General features: G+C 72.1%; 19 protein-coding genes, 1 other RNA gene and 1 pseudogene. 14 read left to right on the top strand and 7 right to left on the bottom strand.

From position 1 onward, the window contains the following. The first annotated feature begins 67 nt into the window (after positions 1 to 67). The 3 genes from EJ357_RS13585 (at position 68) to EJ357_RS13575 (ending at position 3,010) form a co-directional block, all read left to right on the top strand. Positions 68 to 1,504, top strand: coding sequence for an MFS transporter (locus EJ357_RS13585; protein ID WP_126391862.1), 1,437 nt, complete (start codon positions 68 to 70; stop codon positions 1,502 to 1,504). Positions 1,505 to 1,640: 136 nt separating this feature from the next. After that, positions 1,641 to 2,180, top strand: a complete 540-nt coding sequence (locus EJ357_RS13580; RefSeq protein ID WP_126391861.1) for a SigE family RNA polymerase sigma factor — start codon at positions 1,641 to 1,643, stop codon at positions 2,178 to 2,180. Beyond that, positions 2,180 to 3,010, top strand: coding sequence for a hypothetical protein (locus tag EJ357_RS13575; protein WP_175647383.1), 831 nt, complete (start codon positions 2,180 to 2,182; stop codon positions 3,008 to 3,010). Before EJ357_RS13580 ends, EJ357_RS13575 begins: the two co-directional genes overlap by 1 nt. Before the next feature lie 33 nt (positions 3,011 to 3,043). Here the strand turns inward: EJ357_RS13575 and EJ357_RS13570 are convergent, their stop codons facing one another. Beyond that, complete coding sequence (locus EJ357_RS13570; RefSeq protein ID WP_126399449.1) at positions 3,044 to 3,676, bottom strand: response regulator transcription factor; 633 nt, start codon at positions 3,674 to 3,676, stop codon at positions 3,044 to 3,046. A 420-nt stretch (positions 3,677 to 4,096) separates the two neighbouring features. Here EJ357_RS13570 and EJ357_RS13565 point away from each other — a divergent pair, with 420 nt between their 5' ends. The 3 genes from EJ357_RS13565 (at position 4,097) to EJ357_RS13555 (ending at position 7,201) form a co-directional block, all read left to right on the top strand. Further along, positions 4,097 to 4,972: a MaoC/PaaZ C-terminal domain-containing protein gene (locus EJ357_RS13565; RefSeq protein WP_126391859.1), complete on the top strand. Its 876-nt coding sequence runs from the start codon at positions 4,097 to 4,099 to the stop codon at positions 4,970 to 4,972. 77 nt (positions 4,973 to 5,049) lie between these two features. Then, a complete protein-coding gene (locus EJ357_RS13560) occupies positions 5,050 to 6,126 on the top strand; it encodes a Zn-dependent alcohol dehydrogenase (protein WP_126391858.1) in 1,077 nt (358 codons plus the stop codon). A gap of 136 nt (positions 6,127 to 6,262) precedes the next feature. Further along, positions 6,263 to 7,201, top strand: a complete 939-nt coding sequence (locus EJ357_RS13555) for a 3-oxoacyl-ACP reductase (protein ID WP_126391857.1) — start codon at positions 6,263 to 6,265, stop codon at positions 7,199 to 7,201. Positions 7,202 to 7,270: 69 nt separating this feature from the next. Here EJ357_RS13555 and EJ357_RS48245 read toward each other — a convergent pair whose 3' ends face one another. Together EJ357_RS48245 and EJ357_RS13550 are read right to left on the bottom strand one after the other, a co-directional pair. After that, complete coding sequence (locus tag EJ357_RS48245) at positions 7,271 to 7,435, bottom strand: hypothetical protein (protein WP_175647382.1); 165 nt, start codon at positions 7,433 to 7,435, stop codon at positions 7,271 to 7,273. Between the two features lie 95 nt (positions 7,436 to 7,530). Next, positions 7,531 to 8,820: a hypothetical protein gene (locus tag EJ357_RS13550; protein ID WP_126399447.1), complete on the bottom strand. Its 1,290-nt coding sequence runs from the start codon at positions 8,818 to 8,820 to the stop codon at positions 7,531 to 7,533. A gap of 268 nt (positions 8,821 to 9,088) precedes the next feature. Here EJ357_RS13550 and EJ357_RS13545 point away from each other — a divergent pair, with 268 nt between their 5' ends. Genes EJ357_RS13545 through EJ357_RS13535 form a run of 3 tightly spaced genes read left to right on the top strand, consistent with a single transcriptional unit; the run spans position 9,089 to position 12,068 of the window. Next, entirely contained in the window at positions 9,089 to 9,946 is an 858-nt protein-coding gene (locus EJ357_RS13545; protein WP_126391856.1) for a Nif3-like dinuclear metal center hexameric protein, read from the top strand. Beyond that, positions 9,943 to 10,686: a zinc ribbon domain-containing protein gene (locus EJ357_RS13540; protein ID WP_126391855.1), complete on the top strand. Its 744-nt coding sequence runs from the start codon at positions 9,943 to 9,945 to the stop codon at positions 10,684 to 10,686. Before EJ357_RS13545 ends, EJ357_RS13540 begins: the two co-directional genes overlap by 4 nt. A gap of 11 nt (positions 10,687 to 10,697) precedes the next feature. Continuing rightward, entirely contained in the window at positions 10,698 to 12,068 is a 1,371-nt protein-coding gene (locus EJ357_RS13535; protein WP_126391854.1) for a bifunctional RNase H/acid phosphatase, read from the top strand. Here EJ357_RS13535 and eda read toward each other — a convergent pair. Both eda and yaaA read right to left on the bottom strand, forming a co-directional pair. Beyond that, positions 12,051 to 12,698 (bottom strand): bifunctional 4-hydroxy-2-oxoglutarate aldolase/2-dehydro-3-deoxy-phosphogluconate aldolase, encoded by a 648-nt coding sequence (eda, locus tag EJ357_RS13530; RefSeq protein WP_126391853.1) that lies wholly within the window; start codon positions 12,696 to 12,698, stop codon positions 12,051 to 12,053. The genes EJ357_RS13535 and eda overlap by 18 nt on opposite strands. A 73-nt stretch (positions 12,699 to 12,771) precedes the next feature. Further along, positions 12,772 to 13,554 (bottom strand): peroxide stress protein YaaA, encoded by a 783-nt coding sequence (gene yaaA / locus EJ357_RS13525; protein ID WP_126391852.1) that lies wholly within the window; start codon positions 13,552 to 13,554, stop codon positions 12,772 to 12,774. A 75-nt stretch (positions 13,555 to 13,629) separates the two neighbouring features. Here yaaA and EJ357_RS13520 point away from each other — a divergent pair, with 75 nt between their 5' ends. Continuing rightward, positions 13,630 to 15,072: an RNB domain-containing ribonuclease gene (locus EJ357_RS13520; RefSeq protein WP_126391851.1), complete on the top strand. Its 1,443-nt coding sequence runs from the start codon at positions 13,630 to 13,632 to the stop codon at positions 15,070 to 15,072. Here EJ357_RS13520 and EJ357_RS13515 read toward each other — a convergent pair. Together EJ357_RS13515 and EJ357_RS13510 are read right to left on the bottom strand one after the other, a co-directional pair. Then, positions 15,023 to 15,634: a hypothetical protein gene (locus EJ357_RS13515; protein ID WP_126391850.1), complete on the bottom strand. Its 612-nt coding sequence runs from the start codon at positions 15,632 to 15,634 to the stop codon at positions 15,023 to 15,025. The two genes, EJ357_RS13520 and EJ357_RS13515, sit on opposite strands and share 50 nt — an antisense overlap. Beyond that, positions 15,634 to 16,392, bottom strand: a complete 759-nt coding sequence (locus EJ357_RS13510) for a MerR family transcriptional regulator (protein ID WP_126391849.1) — start codon at positions 16,390 to 16,392, stop codon at positions 15,634 to 15,636. The genes EJ357_RS13515 and EJ357_RS13510 overlap by 1 nt, the downstream gene beginning before the upstream one ends. A gap of 113 nt (positions 16,393 to 16,505) precedes the next feature. On the opposite strand from EJ357_RS13510, the gene EJ357_RS13505 reads away from it, so the two are divergent. From EJ357_RS13505 to rnpB, 4 genes and pseudogenes are all read left to right on the top strand, one after another. After that, positions 16,506 to 17,081 carry a Uma2 family endonuclease gene (locus EJ357_RS13505; protein ID WP_126399445.1) on the top strand — a complete coding sequence of 192 codons (576 nt, stop codon included), beginning with the start codon at positions 16,506 to 16,508 and terminating at the stop codon, positions 17,079 to 17,081. Positions 17,082 to 17,124: 43 nt separating this feature from the next. Next, on the top strand, positions 17,125 to 17,949 hold the full coding sequence (locus tag EJ357_RS13500; protein WP_126391848.1) for an AraC family transcriptional regulator: 825 nt from the start codon (positions 17,125 to 17,127) through the stop codon (positions 17,947 to 17,949). Between the two features lie 19 nt (positions 17,950 to 17,968). After that, positions 17,969 to 18,748 (top strand): annotated as a pseudogene (locus EJ357_RS50740) (DMT family transporter); the annotation flags it as partial. Between the two features lie 103 nt (positions 18,749 to 18,851). After that, positions 18,852 to 19,264: RNase P RNA component class A (gene rnpB / locus EJ357_RS13490), an RNA gene on the top strand. The last annotated feature ends 199 nt before the right edge of the window (positions 19,265 to 19,463 follow it).

Below are 19,463 nucleotides of genomic sequence, written 5' to 3'. Positions count from 1 at the left end.
GCCCAGACCTTTGGCGGCCGGTGCTGGACCGGATTTCCCGATGCCAGGAGCGTCGGTCGTTGAGAGCATGACATCCATGCTCGATGCCGCCGATGCCACCCGCGCCCGCCGACGTACCGCGCCGCCCACCTGGCTGGTGCTGACCCTCGCCTGCTCCGGGCAGTTCCTCGTCGTGCTCGACGTCTCCGTCGTGAACGTGGCGCTGCCGTCGATGCGGGCCGGGCTGGGACTGAGCGCGCAGGGGCTGCAGTGGGTGGTGAACGCGTACACGATCGCCTTCGCGGGGTTCATGCTGCTGGGCGGGCGGGCCGGGGACCTGTACGGCCGTAAGCGGATGTTCCTCGTCGGGCTCGGCCTGTTCACCCTGGCCTCGCTGGGCGGCGGGCTCGCCCAGGCGGAGTGGCAGTTGCTGGTCGCGCGGGCCGTGCAGGGGCTGGGCGCGGCGGTGCTGGCGCCCTCGACGCTGACGATCCTGACGGCGGCGGTGCCGGAGGGGGCGGCGCGGGCACGGGCGATCGGGACGTGGACCGCCGTCGGCGCGGGCGGTGGTGCGGCGGGCGGACTCGTCGGCGGGGTGCTGGTGGACGCGCTGTCGTGGCGGTGGGTGCTGCTGATCAACGTGCCGGTGGGGGCGGTGGTGCTGGCCGGTGCGGTGTACTGGCTCGCGGAGAGCCGGGACGGGGACGGGCGGCGGCTGGACCTGCCGGGTGCGGTGCTGGTGACGGCCGGGCTGGCCACGCTGGCGTACGGCATCTCGCAGACGGAGGCCTCGGGCTGGACGGCGGCCGCCACGGTCGTACCCCTGCTCGCCGGTCTCGCCCTCATCGGCGCCTTCCTCGTCGTGGAGTCGCGTACGGCGGCACCGCTGATGCCGCTCGGGCTGTTCCGGCTGCGGGCGGTGGCCTCGGCGAACGCGGGGAAGTTCCTGTCGGGCGCGGCGATGTTCTGCATGTGGTTCTTCATGACGCTGTACCTGCAGAACGTGCTCGGCTACACCCCGCTGGAGGCCGGACTGGCGCTGGTGCCGAGTTCGCTGGCCGTACTCGTCGGCTCCAAGCTCGCCCCGCGGCTGATGCCGGCGGTCGGCGCGCGCAACGTGGCGGTGCTGGGCACGGTCGTCGCGGCCGTGGGCTTCGGCTGGCAGTCGACGCTGAGCGTGGAGGGCCCCTACCTGACCTCGATCATGATGCCGGGCATCCTGATGATGCTGGGCGCGGGTCTGGCGGCGACGCCTCTCGCGGCGCTGGCCATGTCGGGGGCGCGGCCGGGTGAGGCCGGGCTGGTGTCCGGGCTGGTCAACACCTCGCGCACGATGGGCGGTTCGCTGGGGCTCGCGGTCATGTCGACGATCGCGGCGGCGCGTTCGGCGGGGAGTGGGGCGGCGGGGACGCCGGAGGCGCTGACGGAGGGGTACGCGTTGGTGTTCCGTACGTCGGCAGTGGTGCTGCTGGCGGGGGCGGTGCTGATGCTGGTGTGGCTGCCGAGGAGAGCCTCCGCGTCCTGACCGCCTGCGGGTGCTGACCACCTTCGGGTCCTGACGACCTCGGGGTCCTGACACCATCCGGGTCCTGAAAAGTTCTGCGTACTGAGGCAACGGTCCGGGCGGCTCATGGACTCCTTTGAATATCAAGGAGGTGCCCATGGGGGATCGCAAGGCGGCTCGGGACACGGAGTTCCAGAGCTTTGTCATCGGCCGCTGGCCGCGGCTGATGCGGACGGCATTTCTCCTCACGGGGGAGCAGCACGCCGCGGAGGACCTGGTCCAGTCGACGCTCGAACAGGTCTACGTGGCCTGGCGCAGAGTCGGCTCGGCCGATGACCCGGAAGCCTATGTACGGCGCGTGATGATCAACGCGCACGCACGCAAACACCGCCGGCGGCTCAGGGAGTTCCTCGCGCCGAAGGACGACACCGGCCTGGTGCGGGAGGTGGCGGACACCGAGGACCGCATCGCCCGGGCCGAGGACCGCAGTTCCCTGCTGGCGGCGCTCGCCCAACTGCCGCCGCGGCAGCGGGAGGCGGTGGTGCTGCGCTACTGGGAGGACCTGACCGAGACACAGACGGCAGAGGCGATGGGCTGTTCCGTCGGCGCGGTGAAGAGCAACGCGGCCAAGGGGATCGCGAAGCTCCGCGCCATACCGGGACTGGCCGAGATGGTGACGCAGGGAGGGCGGGCTTGATGAGCGCGGACCGGGAGACGAACCACGGCATGACCAGCCACGACATGAGCAACGGGGACATCGCGTTCTTGCTGGCCGACGCCGCGGACGAGGTCGAGATCGGCATAGCCCCCTACGACGCGGTACTTCGCGGCGGCCGACGCCGCAGGGCCCGCCGCTGGGCGGTGGCGACGGCGACGGCCCTGGCGCTGGTCGGCTCGGCGGGGACACTGGCGGTGGCAGGGCTGCCGGGCGGGAACGGCAGCCGGGGCGCGCAGGTGGCGACGCGGGTGCCGGCACCGCCGGTGCAGAACGTGTACCCGCCGGAGCGGACGACGCTCGCGACCGGCACCGTCGACGGCGAGGACTGGTGGGTGACCATCGACGTGTGGTCCGCGCCGCGCGACGCGGGCCAGGCGCAGGCCCAGTGGGAGGCCATGGCCGCATACGGGAGCCGGCCGGTGGACAAGGCCTCGGATCTGATCGGCAAGAGTGCGTACTTCGTGAACCGGACGTACGGCGACGGCGAAACGGGGGGCGTCTCGCTGGGCGTCTTCGACGAGAACACCCCCGATTCCGGCAAGGACCTCCAGTCCGTCGCGATCCCACTGGACCCCAAAGCCGACGGCGGCCCCCAACGTCTCGTCATCGGCCAGATCGCCCCGACCGCCCAACAGGTCACCTGCACCTGGAAGAACGGCACGACGACCGAGCTTCACAAGGTCCCCGAGAACGAAACCCTCGCCACCGACATTCCGGCGATCCGCCCGGCGGCCCAGTCACCGGTGAACTGGTTCGTGTGCGTGGCGCCGGAGGGGACGGAGTACAAGTCGGCGGGGGTGACGAAGTAGCCGACACGTGAAGCGCCCCCCCCGAGGCCGCGCCTACAGCCACCCCTGCCGCCGGGCCTGCCGCAGTGCCTCCGTCCGCTCGCGGGTGCCGGTCTTGGCGACGGCGGAGGAGAGGCGGTCACGGACCGTCGGCTCGTCGAGGTGAAGTCGGGCGGCGATGTCGGTGATCGTCGCGCCGTCCACCGAAGCCCTGAGGACGTCGCACTCCCGCGGGGTGAGCGGACTGGGCTGGGCGTCGAGGCCGGTGGCGGCGAGGGCCGGGTCGATGACCGTCTCGCCGGTCAGGACCCGGCGGATCGCGGTCGCCAGCTCCTCCACGGGGGCGTCCTTCACCAGGAAACCGGCGGCGCCCGCGTCCATGGCCCGGCGGAGGTGGCCGGGGCGGCCGTGGGTGGTCAGGAGCAGGACCCGGCAGTCCGGCGCCTGGTCGCGCAGGTCGGCCGCGACGTCGAGGCCACTGCGGCCCGGGAGTTCGACGTCGAGGAGGGCGACGTCGGGGCGGCGTGTGAGGGCGACATCCACGATGGCCTCGCCGGCCGACACCTGCGCCACGACCGTGATGTCCGGCTCCATCCCGAGCAGTAACGCGAGCGCCCCGTGCGTCATGCCCTGGTCCTCGGCGAGCAGGACCCTGATGGACTTCGCTGGCCGGTGGTCCCGGGGCATTTCGTTCACGACCCAAGGGTAGGCGCGGGGGCCCGTGCCCGCCCTGGTCGTGGCAGGGCGGATGGGCGGACGGGGCGATGGCCGACGTCGATGTGCGGCCTCGCAGTGTGTCCCTCGGCCGCGCCGCGGGAGGTTCGGCCGCGCCCACCCGGGCCGCGCCCGGTGTCGGCGGGCACCCCCAACCCGGCGAACCCCATCTGATGAAGCGTCAGGAGCCTTCACAACTGCAGTGCGCTCGGCTATACAGAGGTCGCCGGACTGGAACGCGTTCTAGAACGGCCCGTGACGACCTCGGTGCGGCCGACGGTGCGGACGGCCGTACCGAGGTCTTGCCCGATCTGCTGGATACCCCGATCCGCTGGATGTTCCGATCCGCTGGATGTTCCGTTCTGCCGGATGCCCCGTTCTGTCAGGAGCCCCATGCCCATCGACGCCGCCAAGGCAGTAGCCGCCGAACCCCGGACCGGCGAGATCTCCTGGACCCCGAAGGACGTGCAGCTCTACCACCTCGGCATCGGCGCGGGCGCCCGCCCGGACATCGCCGGACCGGCCACCGACCCCGACGAACTGCGCTACACCCTGGAGTCCCGGCTGCACGTCCTGCCCAGCTTCGCCACCGTCGCCGGCGCCGGCTCGCCCGGCGTGATCAGCAGCCTGTCCATGCCCGGCGTCGAGGTCGACCTCGCCCACGTCCTGCACGGCGGGCAGTCGCTCACCGTCCACCGTCCGGTGCCCGTGGGGGGCACGGCGACCGCCACCGGCCGTATCGCCGCCGTCTACGACAAGGGCAAGGCGGCCGTCCTCGTCATGCGCACCGAGGTCGCCGACGCCGACGGCCCGCTGTGGACCAACGACGCGCAGATCTTCGTACGCGGAGAGGGCGGCTGGGGCGGCGACCGCGGCCCCTCCGCACGCCTCGAACCACCGGCCGGCGACCCCGACAAGGTCGTCGAGCGGCCCGTCCGCGAGGACCAGGCCCTCCTCTACCGCCTCTCCGGCGACCTCAACCCCCTGCACGCCGACCCGGAGTTCGCCAAGATCGCCGGATTCGACCGGCCCATCCTGCACGGGCTGTGCACCTACGGGATCACGCTCAAGGCGGTCGTCGACACGCTGCTCGGCGGGGACGTGACCCGGGTGCGGTCGTATGTCACACGGTTCGCCGGGGTCGTGTTCCCGGGGGAGACCCTGCGTATCCGCATGTGGCGGCAGGAGGGCCGGGTCCGGGTGGAGGTGGGGGCCGTGGAACGGGACGACGCGCCCGTCCTCGCCGACACGATCGTCGAACACACCTGAGCTCTGTAAAGACCTGTACAGCACGGACCTGCAGGCCCCGTCTGCCTCACGCCCGTACTCCTGAAGGGAGCCGCACCATGCGAGCAGCCGTACTGCACGAGATCGGCCAGGACAAGCTCGAGGTCCTCGACGACGTCGAGGCGGTGGGCTTCGGACCCGGCAGGGTGCGGATCCGGGTACGGGCCACCGGGCTGTGCCACTCCGACCTGTCCGCGATGGCAGGGGTCCTGCCGCAGCCCGCGCCCTTCGTGCCGGGGCACGAGGGGGCCGGCGAGATCCTCGAAGTGGGGGAGGGCGTACGGCACCTGAAGCCCGGTGACCGTGTCGTCGTCTGCTGGCTGCCCGCCTGCGGCGCCTGTCCCGCCTGCAAGCGCGGCCAGACCCAGCTGTGCCTGGCCGGGTTCATGAACGCCGGCACCCCCAACTTCAAGCGCCCCGGCGGTGACCTCTTCGGCTTCGCCGGCACCGGCACCTTCACCGAGGAGGTCGTCGTCGACGCGGGCTGCGCGGTGCCGATCCCCGACGACGTCCCCTTCGACATAGCCGCCCTCATCGGCTGCGGGGTCACCACCGGACTCGGCTCCGCCCTCAACACCGCCGACGTGGCGGCCGGCTCGTCGGTCGCCGTCATCGGCTGCGGGGGCGTCGGCATCTCCGCGATCCAGGGCGCCCGGCTCAAGGGAGCGGCGGAGATAGTCGCCGTCGACCCGGTCGCCTCGCGCCGCGAGTCCGCCCTCAAGTTCGGTGCCACCAGGGCCGTTTCCCCGGACGAGCTGGCCGACGCCAAGCAGCAGGTCACCGCCGGAGAGGGCTTCGACTACGTCTTCGAGGTCGTCGGCAGGTCCGCCACCGCCCGCACGGCGTACGAGAACACCCGGCGCGGCGGCACCCTCGTCATCGTGGGCGCGGGCGCCCTGGACGACTTCCTCCAGCTCAGCATGTTCGAGCTGTTCTTCGACGAGAAGCGGATCCTGCCGTCCATGTACGGCGGCGGCGACGTCCTGAGCTCCTACGAGCGGACGATCGCGCTCTGGCGGGCCGGCCGGATCGACCTGTCGGGCCTGATCACCCACCGCGTCCCGCTCGCCGACATCAACGAGGCCCTGGACCAGATGCGCACGGGCACGGCGCTGCGTACCTGCATCGAGATCTGAGGTCGAAGGGTTCGGCCGAAAGGGTCCGTCCGAAGGGTTCGGCCGAAAGGGTCCGTCCGAAGGGTTCGGCCGAAAGGGTCCGTCCGAAGGGTTCGGCCGAAAGGGTCCGTCCGAAGGCGTCGTCCGAAGGGGTCGTATGTCACTGCCACTTGAGGGTCTGTCCGCCATCGTCACCGGCGCCGGGCGCGGTCTCGGCCGGGCCGAGGCGCTGGAGCTCGCCCGGCTCGGCGCGGCCGTCGTCGTCAACGACTACGGCCGGCCCGGTCGCGACGGATCGGGCGAGGCCTGCGCCCGCCCCGCCGAGGAGGTGGCCGCCGAGATCCGTGCGGCGGGCGGCAAGGCGCTCGCGCACACCGGGGACGTCGCCGACTTCCCGCAGGCCCGCGCCCTGGTCGGGTTGGCGATCACCGAGTTCGGCAAGCTGGACATCCTCGTCAACAACGCGGGCATCCTGCGCGACCGGATGGTCTTCTCCATGGCGGAGGAGGAGTGGGACTCGGTCATCCGGGTCCACCTCAAGGGCCACTTCAACACCACCCGCTTCGCCGCCGCGCACTGGCGCGAGAGGTCGAAGGCGGTGGGCGGGCCGGTGTACGGGCGGATCGTGAACACCTCGTCGGAGGCGTTCCTCGCCGGGTCCGCCGGACAGCCCAACTATGCGGCGGCGAAGGGCGGAATCGTCGGGCTCACCACCTCCACGGCCCTCGCGCTCGCGAAGTACGGCGTGACCGCGAACGCCATCTGCCCCCGCGCCCGGACCCGCATGACCGAGGACGTCTTCGCGGGCCTGGACCAGCCGGAGGACGGCCTCGACCCGCTCGCCCCCGAGCATGTCGCCCCGCTCGTCGGCTACTTGGCCGCACCGTCCGCCGCCCGCGTCAACGGCCAGCTGCTCGTCGTGCACGGCGGCATGGTGGCGGTCGTCGAACGGCCGCGGGTGGCCGCCAAGTTCGACAGCAAGCAGGAGGCCTTCACCTATGACGAGCTCGACGCGCTGCTCACCCCGCACTACGCGGAGCGGCCGTCGGGGGAGACGTTCGGGGCGGCGGAGGTCCTGGGGCTGAAGCGGGGATAGGCCCCCGGTACGGGAACGGCCCTGTTCCTCACGGAGGAACAGGGCCGTATGCCGTGGTCGGCGCGCGGCTCAGGCTGCCGTCTCGGTCTCCTCGACCGGCTTGCGGTGACGGCCGCGGGGGGCCGCCTCGCTGTCGTGGGCCGAAACCGGGCCCCTGTGCCTGCCGTGACCGGAGACCTTCTGAACGTCGTGAACGTCGGCCGGCCCCGGCTGGGTCGTGCTGGCGTTGCTCATCGGAAAACTCACCCCGTCAACATGATCTTTCTTACAGCCGGGCGAGTTTAACCGGCCGACCACGGGCCGAATCCAGGCGCCCACGCCAACCGCCACTACTTCGTTACAAGACCGCCCAACGGAGCTTGCTGCAACGGCACAGGGCGCAGTGGAACGGGATCCGCAGGGTCCGTTTCCGACGGCTCCGGTTGCGACTCCAACTCCCGTGACAGCTCCGGCTCCGGCTCCCGTTGCCACGACAGCTCCGGCTCCCCTTGCCATGACAGCTCCGGCTGCCGCTCCCACGAACGCTCCGTCTCCCGCGAGAACTCCCGCTCCGGTTCCGGCCCGGCTTCCTCCGAGGTCCCCGAAGTCCCCTCCGCCCAGGGAACCTCGACCCGCGCCACCCCGCACGGCACTTCCCGCGTGGCATACGGCAGTTGGAGCACCCCGTCCCGCGTCCAGAACCCCGCACCCGCCAACCACCCGTCGGGCGCCGGAAGATGACACACCTGCCGCTCGGCGGGCCGCCACACCCCGAGCCAGCTCCCCACCGGCCCGCCGATGCGCAGCGCCACCCCGCAGCTCTCCGGCGTCAGCACCTGCCCCGGCTGGATCGCGAACGGCGTCACCGCGCACTCGGGCAGCCGCAGGCACTCCGGGAAGCGCACCGGCAACGTGCTGCCCAGCACCCCCCAGCCCAACCGTTCCTGCCCCGGCGACGGCGCGTCCGACCGGATCAGCAGCAGCCCGCTGTCCGGGTCGGCGAGCAGCAGCCGGTCGTCGCTGTGGTCCGTGATCTGCAACAGCGGCGACACCTCACCGCCCCGCCCCAGGTCGACCACGACGGTCTTCGTACGGCCCCCGGACTCCCGGTCGAGCGCCAGCATCCGCCCGCTCCGGTCCAGCCACACCCCGCCCGAGCAGCGCCCCGGCACCTCCGCGACCTGCTCAGGACCGAAGGCACCCCCCGCCACCAGCCACACCGCGCTGGAGCGCCGGCCCACCGCGAGGGCGTACGCCTTGTCGCCGCCGGGCGCCGGGGGCAGCATCCGCAATCCGGTCCCCTCCTCCGGGCTCTGGACCGCGCCCAGCAGCAGCTCACCCGTGCCGGGCCCGGTGGGATACAGCAGCGAGAAGACGTGCCGCCCGTCGGTGCGGCGGCGGATGAGGACCCGCCCGTCGCTCATGGGCTGCACCTCGGTGCCGGGCTCCTCCGGCTGGTGGGCGGGCAGCGGCACGGCATAGGGCTCGGGGCCGTCCAGGGTCCAGCGCTCCGGGAACCAGCAGTCCCCGGCCGGGGCGAGGCGGGCGGCGTAGGAACCGTCCGCCGTGATGGTGCATTCCGCCCGAGGCGCGTCGCCGTCCTCGTGCTCCGCCGCGGGCTCGATCGCACAGGCCGTCATGGTCCGGTCACCTCCGGTCACGAAGCTAGTTTTCGTACGCACAGGCGTGGGATCGGCGAGGTTCCCTTCACACAAAGGGGTGGCCGAGGAACGATTCGCCTGAGGAAACGGGGGCGGTTGTGCTGAGTGGCGCCGGCGGGTGGCCGGGGAGTGGCACGCGGGCGGCGGCGCGGTGGCCATGGGACGGCCCCGGGACGGTCCCGGGGGACGGATCCGGCTGCTCCGACGCCGGTACAGCCGTACGGACCAGCCAGGTAGCCTGTCCTTCGTGCCCCGTCTGTCTGAAGTAATCACCGCGCTGGAGAACCTGTGGCCCGCCGAGCGGGCCGAGTCCTGGGACGCGGTCGGCACTGTCGTGGGCGACCCCGACCAGGAGGTCTCCCGGGTCCTGTTCGCCGTCGACCCGGTCCAGGAGATCGTGGACGAGGCGGTGAAGCTGGACGCCGACCTGCTGGTCACCCACCACCCGCTCTACCTGCGCGGTACGACGACGGTCGCGGCGACGCACTTCAAGGGCCGGGTCGTGCACACCCTCATCAAGAACGACATCGCGCTGCACGTGGCCCACACCAACGCCGACACGGCCGACCCGGGCGTCAGCGACGCGCTGGCCGGTGCGCTGGACCTGCGCGTCGTACGGCCGCTGGTGCCGGACCCGACCGACCCGGACGGCCGCCGGGGCCTGGGCCGTGTCTGCGAGCTCGACCACCCGCTCACCGTCCGCGAACTCGCCGCCCGGGCCGCCGAGTGCCTGCCCGCCACCGCGCAGGGCATCCGCGTGGCCGGCGACCCCGAGGCGACGGTCCGCACGATCGCCGTCAGCGGCGGCTCCGGCGACAGCCTCTTCGACCAGGTACGGGCGGCCGGCGTCGACGCCTTCCTCACCGCGGACCTCCGCCACCACCCCGTGTCGGAGGCCGTTGCCCACAGTCCTCTCGCGCTGCTCGACGCGGCGCACTGGGCCACCGAATGGCCCTGGTGCGAGCTGGCCGCCGCCCAGCTCGACGAGATCTCCGACCGGCACGGATGGGACCTGCGCGTCCACGTCTCGAAGACGGTCACCGACCCCTGGACCGCCCACGCGGCGTCCAACCCGACCACTAGCACCACGGGAGCCCCCAACTGAACGCCGCGCCGGCCGACCAGATCCGACTTCTCGACGTCCAGGCCCTCGACGTCCGCCTGCAGCAGCTCGCGCACAAGCGGAAGTCCCTGCCCGAGCACGCCGAGATCGAGTCGCTGACCAAGGACCACACCCAGCTGCGCGACCTGCTCGTCGCCGCGCAGACCGAGGAGAGCGACTGCGCCCGCGAGCAGACCAAGGCCGAGCAGGACGTGGACCAGGTGCGCCAGCGCGCCGCCCGCGACCAGCAGCGCCTGGACTCCGGCGCCATCACCTCCCCGAAGGACCTGGAGAACCTCCAGCACGAGATCGCCTCCCTCGCCAAGCGGCAGGGCGACCTGGAGGACATCGTCCTGGAGGTCATGGAGCGCCGTGAGTCCGCGCAGGAGCGGGTCGCCGAGCTGACCGAGCGGGTCGGCGCCGTGCAGGGGAAGATCGACGACGCGACCGCCCGCCGGGACGTCGCGTTCGAGGAGATCGACGGCGAGGTGGCCACGGTCACCAAGGAGCGCGAGGTCGTCGCGGGCGCCGTCCCGGCCGACCTCCTCAAGCTCTACGACAAGCTGCGTGAGCAGCAGGGCGGCATCGGCGCGGCCAGGCTGTACCAGCGCACCTGCCAGGGCTGCCGCCAGGAGCTCGCCATCACCGAGCTGAGCGAGATCCGCGCGGCCGCGCCCGACACGGTGGTCCGGTGCGAGAACTGCCGCCGGATCCTGGTGCGTACGGCCGAGTCGGGCCTCTAGGAGACTGTGCCGTGCGGGAGTTCATCGTCGAGGCCGACGGCGGGTCACGGGGCAACCCGGGGCCCGCGGGCTACGGGGCGGTCGTGATCGACGCGGCGTCTGGGCAGACCCTGGCCGAGGCCGCCGAGTACATCGGCGTCGCGACGAACAACGTCGCCGAGTACCGGGGCCTGCTCGCGGGCCTACGCGCCGCGCTCGCACTCGACCCCACGGCCGCGGTCCACGTCCGTATGGACTCCAAGCTGGTCATCGAGCAGATGTCGGGCCGCTGGAAGATCAAGCACCCGGACATGAAGCCGCTGGCGTTCGAGGCGTCACGGGTCCTGCCGCCGACGCAGGTGACGTACGAGTGGATCCCGAGGGAGCAGAACAAGCACGCGGACCGGCTGGCCAACGAGGCGATGGACGCCGGGAAGCGCGGGGAACAGTGGTCGGCCGCGGCCTCCACGGCGGAACTGGTGGCGGCCGACGCGAGGGCTGCGAGGGCGGCCGCGAAGGCCGTGGCCGAGCCCGTGCCGTCCGGTCCGCCGGGGGACGCTTCCGCCGGCGCGGCACGAGCGCGCGCGGCGCTGGCGCAGGGGCGTTCCAAGGACGTTCCCCCCGCTTCCCCCGCACCTTCCGCCGCCGCTCCCGCCGAGGACGTTCCCTCCGCGTCCCCCGCACCTTCCGCCGCCGCTCCCGCCAAGGCCGAGGCCGATGTCAGGGCCGCGCGCACCGTGGCCGCGCCCTCGTCCGGCTGGGCCCCCGCCGACATGGGCGCGCCCGCCACCTTCGTACTGCTCCGCCACGGCGAGACCCCCCTCACCCCCCAGAAGCGGTTCTCCGGCAGCGGCGGTACCGACCCGTCCCTCTCCGACGTCGGCCGGGAGCAGGCCGAGCGCGTCGGCGCCGCCCTCGCCCGGCGCGGCACCATCCAGCACATCGTCGCCTCGCCCCTCACCCGTACCCGGGAGACCGCCGGCATCGTCGCCGCCCACCTCGGCCTCGACGTGAGCATCGACGACGGCCTGCGCGAGACCGACTTCGGCGCCTGGGAGGGGCTCACCTTCGGCGAGGTCCGCGAGCGCTACCCGGACGACCTCAACGCCTGGCTCGCCGACCCGGAGGCCCGCCCCACCGGCGACGGCGAGAGCTTCGCCGCGACGGCCACCCGCATGGCCGCCACCCGCGACAAGCTGATCGCGGCGTACACCGGCCGCACGGTCCTGCTCGTCACGCACGTCACCCCGATCAAGACGCTCGTACGCCTCGCCCTGGGCGCCCCGCCCGAGTCCCTGTTCCGTATGGAACTCTCGGCGGCCTCCCTCTCGGCGGTGGCGTACTACGCCGACGGCAACGCGAGCGTGCGGCTCTTCAACGACACGTCACACCTGCGCGCGTGAACCTTTGAGGCCGGCCGCTTCCCGCGCCAGCGCCTCGATGCGCCCCCAGTCCCGCGCGGCCACCGCGTCCGCCGGAAGCATCCAACTCCCGCCCACGCACGCGACGTTGGGGAGCGCGAGATAGTCGGGGGCCGTCGCCGGTCCGATCCCGCCCGTCGGGCAGAAACGGGCCTGCGGCAACGGCCCGTTCAACGACTTGAGGTACGCCGTACCCCCCGCCGCCTCGGCCGGGAAGAACTTCATCTCCCGCACCCCGCGTTCGAGGAGCGCCACGACCTCCGACGTGGTGGACACCCCCGGCAGGAACGGCACCCCACACGCGCGCATCGCGTCCAGCAGTACGTCCGTCCAGCCCGGGCTCACCAGAAAGCGAGCCCCGGCGGCGACGGAGGCGTTCGCCTGGTCCGGCGTGATGACCGTGCCGGCCCCGACCACCGCCTCCGGCACCTCGGCGGCGATCTCCCGGATCGCCTCCAGTGCCGCGGGCGTCCGCAGCGTCACCTCGATGGCGGGGAGCCCGCCGGTGACGAGCGCCCGCGCGAGCGGTACGGCGTCGGCGACGTCCTCGATGACGACGACGGGCACGACGGGGGCGAGATCCAGCACGGAGGCGGGCAAGGGAGAGGGCATGGCCTCATCCTGCCGAGGTCATGCACTGTGCGCAAAGGTCATTGCGTATGTTGCAATGTGCTGCGGCTGTACCTCAGTGGATCTCCGCCACCAGCACATCCAGCGCCCACGCCTTCCCGGCCCGCGCGGGCGCCTCCACCTCCACCTCGTACCCGAGGTCCCGCAGCGCCTCCACCAGCTCGGCCGGGCCCTTCGGCGCGGCTCCCGCCGACAGCAGGCTGCGTACGATCCGCCCCTTCGTCGCCTTGTTGAAGTGGCTGACGACCTTCCGGGTCGGCGCGTGCAGCACCCGTACGGTCGCCGTCCGCCCGGCCACCTCGCCCTTCGGCTTCCACGCCGCCGCGTACGCCGCCGACCGCAGATCAAGCACCAGCCCGTCCCCGGCCGCCTCGGGCAGCACCTCCGCCATCGGCGCCCGCCAGTGCGCGCCGAGCGCCCCGAGGCCGGGCAGCTTGACGCCCATCGAGCAGCGGTAGGAGGGGATGCGGTCGCCGACGCGCACCGCGCCCCACAGCCCCGAGAACACGAGCAGTGACCGGGCCGCCCGCTTCTTCGCCGCGGCGTCCAAGGACGCCAGGTCGAGCGCGTCGTACAGCACGCCCGTGTAGATCTCCCCGGCGGGCCGCGCCCCGGCCGACCGCAACTCGGCGTTCTTGCCGACCTCGCCGCGCAGCCCCTCGCTCAGCCCGAGTACGTCCCGCGCCTTGTCCTCGTCGCCGCCGCACAGCTCCACGAGCTCGCAGAGGACGGCCTCACGGGCATCGTTGAGCCCCGGCAGCGACAGCGACTCCAGCTTCAGCGGGGCGCCGCGGCCGGAGGATGCCTTTCCTTCGGAGGGAGGCAGCAGGACAAGCACGGGTGATCTCCTTCGGTTGCGCTCTGCGACAGCGTACGGCGTGCCACCACGCGACCTCGGTCCTACGCTCGTTGCATGCCCCGCCGCCACATCCGAGTGACCGGCGCCCCCGAGGCCCCCCTGCGGGCGGCCCTCACCGCGCTGCGTACCGAACTCGGCGTCGTCGAGACCTTTCCTCCGGACGTTCTGGAGGAGGCCGAGCGGGTTGCGAAGGCACCCACCCTTCCGTCCCACGACGCCACCGACTTCCCCTTCTTCACCATCGACCCGCCCGCCTCCACCGACCTCGACCAGGCGCTGCACCTGTCCCGGCAGGGCACCGGCTACCGCGTCCGGTACGCCATCGCGGACGTTGCCGCCTTCGTCGTACCGTCGGGCGCGCTCGACCGCGAGGCGCACCGGCGGGTCACCACCCTCTACTTCACCGACGAGCGGATCCCCCTGCACCCCGAGCCGCTGAGCGAGGGCGCGGCGAGTCTGCTCCCGGACCAGGTCCGGCCGGCGGTCCTGTGGACGATCGACCTCGACGAGGAGGGCCGTACGCTCGCGGTCGACGTCCGCCGCGCCCTGGTCCGCAGCCGGGCCAAGCTGCACTACGCGGCTGTGCAGAAGGAGATCGACGCGGGGACCGCCGAGGAGCCGATCGCGCTGCTCAAGGAGATCGGGGAGGCGCGGGAGCGGCTGGAGGTGGAGCGGGGCGGGATCTCGCTGCACGTACCCGAGCAGGAGATCGTCGAGCGCGCTCACGACCACACCTATGAGCTCGCCTATCGCGCCCCGCACCCCGCCGACGGCTGGAACGCCCAGATCTCCCTGCTGACGGGCATGGCCGCCGCCGACCTGATGCTGTCGGCGGGCACCGGCATCCTGCGAACCCTCCCTGCCGCCCCCGACGGCGCGGTCGGCCGCCTGCGCCGTACCGCGCACGCCCTGCACATCGACTGGCCGCACCACGTCTCGTACGCCCAACTGGTCCGCTCCCTCGACCCCCACCGCCCCCACCACGCCGCATTCCTCCAGGAATGCACGACCCTGCTGCGCGGCGCCGGCTACACGGTCTTCCGGGCGGGAGCCCTTCCGGCCATCACCACACACTCCGCCGTGGCCGCCCCCTACGCCCACTGCACGGCCCCCCTGCGCCGCCTTGCCGACCGCTACGCCGCCGAGATCTGCCTCGCGGCGGCGGCCGGGCAGCCGGTGCCCGACTGGGTGGAGGCCGCCCTCGACGCGCTGCCCGCCCGGATGACCGAGGGGGCGCGGCGTGCGGGCACGGTCGAGCGGGAGTGCGTCGACATCGTGGAGGCGGCGCTGCTGAAGGACCGGGTGGGGGAGGAGTTCGACGGCTGGGTGGTGGACGTGTCGGAGCGCCAACCTGACGTGGGAGTGGTGCAGTTGGAGTCTCCGGCGATCATCGGCCGGGTCGACGGCACGGACGCGCTGCCGCTGGGGGAGCGGATCAGGGTCCGCCTCACACAAGCCGATCCGGTTGCGGCGAAGGTGAGGTTCGCGCCGGCTTGATCGCGTTGATCGCGTGTACGAGGTCGGTGGCGTCGTCGGCGTGGAGGCGCACGAGGCGGACGTCCCGCCGACGGCCCAGGAAGGTGACGTGGGCGACGGGCTCGGTGAGTTCGAGCGTCACGGTCGTCTGCGCACCGATGGCGAGGTTGAGCTCCCCGTCGGCCTGCTCGTGGGTGGTGCGCAGCTCGCGCCGAACGTGCGCGATCTTCTCCAGAGGTATGCGCAGATCGACGTGCGCGGCACGCCGGACGCGCAGGGAACCGGCGTCGAGCACGTGTGGCCGTACGACGGAGGCGGCGTGCAGTCCGATGATGATCAGGAGGGTGTACATGTCCAGCATGAACCACGCCCGTTGCACGGCCGGGTGGTTCCGCAGCAGTACGGACATCATGATCGACTCGATCACGATCACGAAGCCGAACCCCAGCATCATCGTGCCCTGCCCGCGCGAGTACCCGAAGGCGGTGCCCTCACCGAGCCCGTGCCGGCGCCGGGCGGCCCACAGCCAGAGACTGACGACGAGCCGCAGCTCGTGCCGGACAAGGACGTGCGCGGTGCGCATCACGGTCCGTCCCCTTCCATGAGCAGGCCCAAGGTGCGGCGGATGGCCTCCGCCTGGGCCGGGGCGAAATCGGCGTAGAAGGCGCGCAGGAAGCTGTTGTCGGGGTCGACCTCCAACGTCTCCGGGAGCAGATCGCGGGGCAGGCAGTCGGCGAGGGCACGGGCCGCCTCGTCCACGCGCGGGTCGGCGGGGTCGGCGTCGGCGAGCTCGTCGAGCAGGGCGTAGGCGGCCACGGCCCGCTCCTTACCGCCCGGCCGGTCGAGCGCACTCCCCAGCGCGCCCATGAGCTGCTCCCGCCCCTCGGGATCGGCCGTGGTCTCGATCAGCGCGAGCATCTCGCGGTCCTTGGCGGCCATGGGGGAGTCGGACACGTGGGCCATGTCCCGGAAAAGGGCGGCCAGTTGAGGAGAGACCGGCCCCTCGGCGGGCAGCCCGCCCTCCGCCTCCAGCAGTGCCCGCAACCGCGTCCGCCGTTCCCGGATGGCGTGCTCCTGCCGGGCGAGATCCTCATCCAGCTCGGTGAGCACCTCGACGAGATCCTTCCCGGCATCCTCGGCCAGCACGTCCCGCACCTCAGCGAGCCCCAGCCCCAACTCGGTCAGCCGCCGGATCCGCGCCAGCACGACGGCATGCCGCAGCGTGTACTCCCGGTATCCGTTCGGCCGCCGCTCCGGCTCGGGCAGCAGCCCCTGATGGTGGTAGTGCCGCACCGTGCGTGTGGTGACACCGACGGTGGCGGCGAGTTCTCCGATCCGCATGGGATCAGTAGAAACGTTGACGTTGCGGCAGGGTCAAGCGGGCGCCTCCGGCGGACTTCGTACAGGTGACCAAGCCGCTGTTCCGTTCCAGCGAGCTGCTGGAGGGGTGTGCCATGGGCGCCATGGCACAGGATCCGATCACGCAGAAGCTCCTGCTGGACTGGTTTGTCGACCTGGACACCCCGGAAGGGCTCCGGGCAGAGCTCGTCGAGGGGGAACTCGTAGTGACCCCGGTGCCGGACGGGCACCACGAGCACTGCATCAGCCGGATCGTGGGTCAGGTGCATCGGCGATGTCAGACCAACATGCAGTTCTCGGCGAACAAGGGGCTGCAACTGAAGAACGCGGAAGGCTACCCACAGGACCACGTGGTCCCGGACGGCACGTTCGCTCCCAAGGAGCTGAGGCTCTACCGGGGGGCCGGTCCCTGGATGCCATGCGAAGGAGTCGCCATGGTGCTGGAGGTCACGTCCTCGAAGCCGCGGACAGACCGGGAGATCAAGCGCCGCTGCTACGCCCGCGGCGGCATTCCGCTCTACCTGGTCGTCGACCGAGAGACCTCGTGGATCACGCTGTTCAGCGGCCCGGAGTCAGGCGACTACCAGGAGCTCCGCGCCGTAGCCTTCGGCAAACAGCTCGCTCTGCCCGAGCCTTTCGCCTTCGAGCTGGACACGGCGGACTTTCTCTGACGCTCCCGGTGTTGCGCCTCCAGGGCGACGAGAGGGGCGCGAAGTGGGTGAACAGGCGCTGTGGACCAGGGCGAGGCTCGGCCGGGACGGACCCCCGCTCGACCTTCTGACGGCTCGCTTCGACCGGCACGTGTACGCCCCGCACGCCCATGACGAGTTCACGATCGGCGTGTGCGTCGGGGGCAGCGAGATCATCGACTACCGGGGCGGCCGTATCCGTCCCGGCCTGGGCTCCATCGTCGTACTGGCACCGGGCGAGATGCACACGGGCGGGCCGGCCGAGTCCGGCGGGTACGCCTACCGGGCCCTGTACGCCGAGACGTCGCTGTTGACGGACGGCGCCCTGGGCACCGCCGCCCCGCACTTCCGCGATCCCCTCCTCGACGACCCCGAACTGTCCACCGCGCTGCGCATCACGCACGCCGAACTCGCCGCCTGCCCCGACCCGCTGGAGGCGGAGTCCCGTATCCCCTGGCTCCTGACGGCCCTGGCCCGCCGCCACTCCACGGCCCGCGCGGCGGACGACTCGGTGCCAGGCGCCGACCACATAGCAAGGACGGTCCGCGACCGCCTGGCCGACGAGCTCACGGCCCCACCCTCCCTCGCGGCCCTTGCCGCCGACATGGACCTTTCCCGCTACCAACTCCTACGAGCCTTCCGTACGACGATGGGGATACCGCCGTACGCCTGGCTGGCCCAGTACCGGGTGGCCCGTGCGCGCGGCCTCCTGGAGTCCGGCCTCCGACCGGCCGAGGTCGCGGGAATGGTCGGCTTCGCGGACCAGGCGCACCTCACCCGCTGGTTCCGCCGCGTCCTCGGTGTGACCCCGGCGGCGTACCGCAACAGCGTTCAAGACAGCTCATGGTGAGGGGGCCGAAACTCGCCGCATGACTGCACGCGGCTGGTTTCTGTTCGCCCTGATGGGCGTGGTCTGGGGCGTCCCGTATCTGATGATCAAGGTGGCGGTGGGGGAGGTCTCCCCGTCGGTGGTGGTGTTCACGCGCTGCGCGCTCGCCGCCGCGCTCCTGCTCCCCTTCGCGATCCGCCAGGGAGGCCTGACCCGGACGGTCCGGACGCACTGGCGCCCGATGCTGGCCTTCGCGTGCATAGAGATCATCGGCCCCTGGTGGACGTTGACGGACGCCGAACGCCACCTCTCCAGCTCGACGGCGGGCCTGCTGATCGCCGGCGTCCCGATCGTCGGCGTCGCGCTTGCCCGCTTCTTCGGCGCAACGGAACACCTGGGCGTCCGCCGCCTGACCGGCCTCACCCTGGGCCTGGCCGGCGTGGCGACCCTCACGGTCCCGCACCTGACCGGCGGCGACGCCCGCTCGCTGGCGGAGGTGCTGCTGACGGTGCTGGGCTACGCGACGGCTCCGCTGATAGCGGCGAGGTGGCTGCGAGACGTGCCGTCCCTCCACCTCACGGCGGCCTGCCTGACCCTGGCGGCGCTGGTGTACGCCCCCGCGGCGGCGCTGACCTGGCCGTCCTCGATGCCCTCGGCCGAGGCATTGACGGCCCTGGCCGCCCTCGGCGTGATCTGCACGGCGGTCGCCTTCGTGGCGTTCCTGGAACTGATCAAGGAGGTCGGCCCGACGCGGGCGACGGTCTTCACGTACGTCAACCCGGCGGTCGCGGTGGCCGCCGGGGCCCTGTTCCTGGACGAGCCCCTGACGGCGGGGGTCCTGGCCGCGTTCGCCCTGATCCTCGCCGGATCCGTCCTGGCGACGGCAGCCCCCCGCAGGCCGGTAACATGGTCCACACGGCAGACGAGCCGGGCGGACGGCCGCGTGGAGTCCCTTCAGGGGCTTCCCGAGGAACGTCCGGGCTCCACAGGGCAGGGTGATGGCTAACGGCCACCCGGGGTAACCCGCGGGACAGTGCCACAGAAAGCAAACCGCCCGGCGCTTCGGCGCCGGGTAAGGGTGAAACGGTGGTGTAAGAGACCACCAGTGCCCAGGGCGACCTGGGCAGCTAGGTAAACCCCACCCGGAGCAAGGTCAAGAGGAGCCGCCTTCTCGAAAGAGGGGCGACTCTGCGCGGACGTTCGAGGGCTGCCCGCCTGAGTCCGCGGGTAGACCGCAGGAGGCCGGTGGTAACGCCGGTCCTAGATGGATGGCCGTCGCCGGGGGGTTCGCGAGAACCCCTCGGAACAGAACCCGGCGTACAGCCCGACTCGTCTGCCGCTGCCAGCAGCAGCCCAATGCGCTGGGTGAATTGCCTCTGCCCGGCATGCCCTGGAAGCGGCACCGTTAGAAGCGGCGACCCGGTTTACTCGGCGTTCCGGCTCACGCCGCGAATGGTGTTCCCCACCACGCCGTAAGGTGGGTCCGCACAGTGGACAGGCCCGTCGCGGAGCACAGGTCGGGCGTGGTGGAGACG

The sequence above is a fragment of the Streptomyces cyaneochromogenes genome (genome assembly GCF_003963535.1).
In the GTDB taxonomy this organism is placed as follows: Bacteria; Actinomycetota; Actinomycetes; order Streptomycetales; family Streptomycetaceae; genus Streptomyces; species Streptomyces shaanxiensis.
This window is presented reverse-complemented; position numbering and strand designations above follow the sequence as displayed.